The organism is Alcanivorax sp. HI0044 (assembly GCF_001634945.1).
Genome location: NZ_LWEZ01001409.1, coordinates 1 through 656, shown reverse-complemented (window position 1 = coordinate 656; position 656 = coordinate 1). Strand labels below are relative to the sequence as shown.

Below are 656 nucleotides of genomic sequence, written 5' to 3'. Positions count from 1 at the left end.
AGGTTTCAGAAAGAATAACGGGTAGCGTTAATCTTTGTCGCCTTGCTGTGCAAGGTTCGTCCCCTGGAAGGTGTATTCGCTACGCTCACCCTTCGGGCCGCACGGAACTACGTGCGTTACTTCGCTACGCGTCGTTCCTACAGGGGCTTCGTAGCCAGCAGATTTTTTTCAGCCAGCAAGGAGAGCGCCATGCGTTATGAACTCTGTGCCAGCCAGGATCTACCGGAAGGACAAAGCCGTGCCATGAAGGCGGGGGACACCAAGTTGGTGGTGTACCACCTGAGTGATGGCTTCTACGCCACCCAGGCCCGCTGCACTCACATGTTTGCCTCACTGGGCAAGGGCAAGATCCTCAAGGACCAATGTGTGCAGTGTCCGCTGCACCGGGCGAAGTTTGATATCCGCACCGGTGAAGTCTCCGAGTGGGCGAATTTCCCGCCGGGGGTGCAGATGCTGAATGTGGTGCGGGGTGAGAAAGCCCTGCAAACCTGGCCGGTAACCGAAGAAGACGGCCAGCTGTACGTGGAGATCTAATGGCAAACCCGAGTAAGGCGCAGCAGGAAGCTGCGCTGGCGCGACTGGAAAAGTTCAGCCGCTTCACTGACAGCAGTATTGGTATTCCCTTTACCAGGTTTCAGATTGGCGCCGAAGCGATT

Annotated in this window: 1 protein-coding gene; it reads left to right on the top strand. The window is 56.7% G+C overall.

Annotation, left to right across the window (positions count from 1 at the left end; all coding sequences use genetic code 11):
- The first annotated feature begins 189 nt into the window (after positions 1-189).
- On the top strand, positions 190-534 hold the full coding sequence (locus A3730_RS20875; protein ID WP_063521109.1) for a Rieske 2Fe-2S domain-containing protein: 345 nt from the start codon (positions 190-192) through the stop codon (positions 532-534).
- Positions 535-656: the final 122 nt, after the last annotated feature.

Coding starts and splice junctions, on each gene's coding strand:
- A3730_RS20875 (WP_063521109.1), top strand. CDS start 190: ATGCGTTATGAACTCTGTGCCAGCCAGGATCTACCGGAAGGACAAAGC.